2 protein-coding genes are annotated in these 5,390 nt (G+C 59.2%); both read left to right on the top strand.

The features are described from left to right. The first annotated feature begins 111 nt into the window (after positions 1-111). Positions 112-3,864 (top strand): RHS repeat-associated core domain-containing protein, encoded by a 3,753-nt coding sequence (locus tag ABZ564_RS32605; RefSeq protein WP_360863107.1) that lies wholly within the window; start codon positions 112-114, stop codon positions 3,862-3,864. Between the two features lie 92 nt (positions 3,865-3,956). Further along, the gene (locus ABZ564_RS32600; protein ID WP_360863105.1) at positions 3,957-4,904 is read left to right on the top strand and encodes a hypothetical protein; all 948 of its coding nucleotides are present in this window, start codon (positions 3,957-3,959) and stop codon (positions 4,902-4,904) included. Positions 4,905-5,390: the final 486 nt, after the last annotated feature.

Genomic DNA, 5,390 nt, shown 5'->3' with positions numbered 1-5,390 from the left:
CGCCGAGCAGGCAACGGCCGAACGAGCGAACCTGAAACCCCGCCAACCCGCCCTGACCAGCTGATCAGCACCTCCCGAGCAACGGGGGAACCTCACTTCGACAGCTACGGCATGAAGTACCGGAGCCAGAACTCCGGCGACACCGCCAAAACCGGTGACGAGACGTGCACCCGCATCTGGTACGCCCGCAACCCCGACGTCGGCCTGACCAGCCTCGTCTCACGGACTCGGGTCACCGCCAGCAACTGTTACGACTCCGCCGGTGAAGCAGTCACCGACGACCAGCTGAGCCTGCCCACCAACACCGCGTCTCGCGGCGACGTCCTGTCCGACACCGCCGTCGTCTACGACACCCCCGACGCCACCGGCTGGGTCTACGCACAAAAGCCCACCCTGGGCCTGGCCACTTGGGCTGGCAGGGCTCAGGCCTATCCCGCAGCTAACGGCACTGCCGACCGCCATCCCGCAGTCGATGGCGGCTGGCAGACCACCACCAAGACCACCTTCGATACCGGTGCGGCGAACTTCGGTCGCCCCGTGAGCGTCACCGACGCCAAGGGCAACACGACCACCACCACCTACTATCCCGCCGCATCGGGGCCGCTGACCTCCAAGGTCATTGCCTCTCCGAGGCTCACGTCTAACGGGCAACAGCACAGGGTCTATACGTACTACGACCCCGCCCGCGGCACTGTCACCTACACGCTTGACCCGAACCTGAAGAAAACCGAGAACACTTACGACGCCCTCGGCCGCATCACCGCCACCTGGACACCCGAACGCAGCAAGTCCGGCAACGATACAGCCACCGTTACCTACGGCTACCAGTTCGAACGCACCGGCCAGCCCTGGACTTCGGTGTCCACTCTCAAAGCCGACGGAAAGACATACAAGACCAGCTATGCCATTACCGACTCCCTCCTACGGCCCGTCCAGACGCAGACCCCCTCAGTCACCGGCGGCCGGATTCTCACCGACATTCGGTACGACTCACGCGGCTTGGCCGTTGATTCGCACGCCGACATCTACGACAGCACCACCGATCCCAATGGAACTTACACACAGGGCGACTTCGCGCACACCCCGGCGCTGACCCAGACCGTGTACGACGGTGCGGGTCGCCCCACTGCCAGCACCCTCAATGTCCTCGGCGTGAAGAAGTGGAGCACCACCACCAGTTACACCGGTGACTCCACCGCCACTACCGCACCCAACGGCGGAAACGCCTCGCGCACCATTACCGATGCCCTCGGTCGCACCGTCGAGACTCGAACCTACGCCAGTACCAGCCCCGCCGACCCTGCCTACGGCGCAGCTAGCGGGCCCGGCTTCACGAGCGTCAAAACGCAGTACACCCCCGACGACAAGCAGAAACTGATCACCGGACCCGACAACGCACAGTGGTCCTACACTTACGACCTCTTCGGCCGTCAAACGAGTACAACTGACCCCGACCAGGGAACCAGCACCACTAAGTTCACGGCCCTTGACCAGATCGACACAACAACCGACGCAAACGGCAACACGCTCCTATACAGTTATGACGAACTCGGCCGCAAGATTGAGCAGTGGCAGAACTCCCGCACCGATGGGAACAAGCTGGCCCACTGGAGCTTCGACTCGATCCTCAAGGGCTTGCCCGCAGCCTCGACCCGATATGTAGGCGGCAGCGGAACCACCGGCACGGCCTACACCAAGCAGATAACTGCCTACGACACCCGAGGCAGGGTTACTGAAACCCGTCTCGTCCTGCCCGACGATGATCCGTTGGTGACGTCGGGAGCGGTCACCTCCACTCTGGACTTCGAGTCCGACTACCGTCTCGATGGAACGCTCAGCACCACCACAGCTCCTGCAGTCGCAGGCCTGCCCCGGGAGACGGTTCAGACTCACTACAACACCTTCGGTCTTCCGGAACAACTTTCTGGCACCAGCGACTACGTACAGAACATCGCCTACTCGCAGCTTGGGCAGCTCTGGCAGTTGCGACTAGGCGTTGTCAACACCAACACCGTCAGCATTTCAAACAGTTACGAAGCTGGCACCGGTCGTCTCACCAACACCAGCGTCAGTGATGAAACACACACCGGCAGACTGCAGGACCTCGATTTCACTCAGGATCAAGCCGGAAATATCACCAGCATCTTTGACAAGGCGACAATCGACGGCACCCACGAGCCTGACTACCAATGCTTCGCCTATGACACCTACCTCCGCCTAAGCGAAGCCTGGACCCCCAAAACCGCCGACTGCGCCCCAGCTGGCCGAACCACTGCCGATCTAGCTGGTCCAGCCCCTTACTGGACCAGCTACACCTACAACACTGTCGGCCAGCGCGAGACCGAAGTTGCCCACACGAGCACGGGCAACACCACCACCAACTACAGCTACGGCACCGCCACTGGTCAGCCACACCCCCTGATCAGTACTAGCGGTGGGCGCCCGGGCAGCTATGCATACGACAAGTCCGGCAACACGAGGATGCGTCCGGGAACTCAGGCTAACCAGACGCTTACCTGGGACTCCGAAGGCAAGCTCGCCTCCACTAGCGAACCCTCTGTTGGCAGCAAGCCGGCGCTCAACACCGGCTACCTCTACGACGCCGACGGCGAACTGCTCATCCGTCGCGCAACCGGCGACGGCGACACTGTTCTCTACCTCGGCAGCACCGAAGTCCGGCTCACCACCAAGGGCGCTGCCAAGACCATCACAGGTACCCGCTACTACAGCGTCGCGGATGAGACTATCGCCATCCGCAAAAGCACCGCTGGTATCGCAGGTACCAACCTCAGCTTCCTTGCGGGCGATCACCACAACACCAGCAGCCTCGCTATAGATGCGACCACTCAAGCCGTCACTAAGCGCTACACCACTGCTTTCGGTGCACCCCGGGGTACCAGCCCGACCACTTGGCCTGACGACAAGGTATTTCTAGGTAAACCCGTAGATAAGGTCACCAGTCTTACTCACGTCGGCGCCCGCGAATACGACCCGAGTATCGGTCAGTTCATAAGCGCTGACCCTGTATTGGACACTGACCAGCACCAATCCCTAAACGGCTACGCTTACGGGAACAACTCCCCCGTTACCTCAGCGGATCCCTCTGGCCTGTGGATCGATGATGGTACCGGTCATAGCGAAGTCCGACACGATAGCTCCTCGGAACCAGATTCGGAACCGGGAGAAAGTGGTGGTTCGTCAAGCGGGGGAGACGATCCAAAACCTAAGGGTCGGTCCGGTCCCGATATTGCAGCAGACAAGATCCGGCACGATGCGGCAGTGGCGGCCATGGCGGCTTTTCTGCAGTCTCAGGCCATATTGAACCCTGAGGTTCAAGTGCATACTGAGTACTGGATCCCAGGGGCTCAGCGCAAAAATGGAAAGGGGGGGTGGGCGGACATAGTCGTCATCTGGGGCGATGACATGTTCATTTGGGAAATGAAATCGGCAAAAACTGCTGAAGCAGAGGGCCCGAAAACGCTCGACCGGTACATCAGGGCACAGCAGAAGATTGAGGATAAGAAGGTATTCGGTCGAACTGTTCACCGTGGTTGGGAACTCCCGCAGATAGCGACGATTGATCCGCTAAACCCCAAACAGCAGCTAGTTGCGCAGTCAACTCGAACCCGAGCAAAATCGCCGCGTACTGGCCCTCAGTATCAAGGGGTTGTCGGCTGGTGGACCCGAAATCAGAGGTCCAAGCCGCCGAAAGGAATGGAGCCGATACCTGTGCCAATGCCACTTACGATTCAGGCGTGGCAACCAACCCCTGAGCAAAGCAAGAAGATCGCTTGGGGTGCTGTTGGGGCAGGATTCCTCTACGTAATGGGGAAAGTGGTGACGGACCCATTCGGCGTCGGGTAGGGGATCTGCGCGGGCCGGCTTGCGCCAGGTAGCATGTTGGGTGGGGAGGTTGCGTAGCTCCCCACCCAACCTCGCAGTTTTGAAGGTGAAGTATGGATGCGTTTTCTGCAGTAAACTCTGGCCTCAGCCATGATCTTGTAGTGGAGCTTACGGTTTACAGTGAGAGTCCGGATGAGCTGTCAAGCGTCGCGTTTCGGTGGCTCACTGAGGGGCTTTCTCAAATTGCCATCTCGGGGGAACTTCAGGCGCTTCAAAAATCCCTCCGCGTGTCGAAGAATGGTTTTTTGCGTCTACGCGATAGCATCCCTGCACGGAAACATGGTGCGCTCTGGGGAACTGTCTTTGTGTCGTCTCGAGATTCATTCGAGACCTTCTACAATCCCTACGTCGAGGAAGCGTTTGACTGGCTCAAAGTTAATCTCGATGAAAGGTCAGAGGTTTCCGGGGTTGAGATCGGAGGGTATTCTGAGGCCGGTGAAGTCGGAGGTGCTGAAATTCGCCTGCATGTCTCATTTGACGATGAGCTGCCCAATTATGTGAAGCTGTCCTATCATTTTGATGAAGCAATTTTGATCGAGACCTCCTCTAAGCGGGCGTCTCATTCTCGATTGCTGCATTTGGTGAAATGGGCGTGTGGCCAATTCAATGTAGTTTTTGGTCATCTCTCATATGTGCATGCCGGTGGGCGTACTGAGCTTGAAAGTTGCCTCCGTGGGCCTGGCCGTATTCCAACGCTGAATACGCCGAAATGGCGCGATACGCTCAGGGGCTACTCGTGGCTCACGGTGGTTTCCCAAGGCGTCGTGCAGCATTTGGGGGGGGTAGAGGTCCTGGGTGAGTCGAATGCTTTTCATTCGATCTCGATTCTTCCGAACGGCTCGGTGATGCTTCAGGCCACTTCCTGGTTTGATGAATACCGGGAAAGTCGAGTAAAGGCGGTTTATCGGGCTTTGCGTGAAGTGCTAGTCCAGGGAGAATTTAGGAAAATTGCTCCGGCGCCAGGGCGGCCTTCTAGCTACATGGTCGTCCTTGAGGGTTAGAGGTTTTCGATGAACGTTTCCCTGGTGGCTACCGATTGTGTGGCGGTCGCAAAGGGCGCAACGCACAAAGCGCCCGTGCCGTTGAGAGATGTTCGAAGTCTCAATTCATGAGCCCATCCCCATCCAGCCGCACTCCACCTGGTGCATGCGCTGGTCGAGTGCGGCACCATACTTATTGATCTGAAACGCTTTGGGTTTAGAAGCCGTATCTCAACCGATCATGGAACGTGTGGGTCGAACGCGTTTCCCGGGCGGGTGATCTTCGGTTGGCCGGTGCATGAAGGCGGGGTCCCTTGGTAGCTCGGAGGTGCGAACCTCACCGAGCGGTCCAAGGAGACCCCGTTGTCCTATGTGTACGCGGTCACGCCTGTCGACTTCAACTCATCCGCCGTGTCGTGCGATTGCCTCGCGCACGTGTACGGCAACGCGGCCGACCAGCCAGATCGGGCGCCGCGCTACCCGTCGGACATGTCGGACGCGGAATGG

Origin of the sequence: Streptomyces sp. NPDC019224 (assembly GCF_040632605.1) — a bacterium.
In the GTDB taxonomy this organism is placed as follows: domain Bacteria; phylum Actinomycetota; class Actinomycetes; order Streptomycetales; family Streptomycetaceae; genus Streptomyces.
This window is presented reverse-complemented; position numbering and strand designations above follow the sequence as displayed.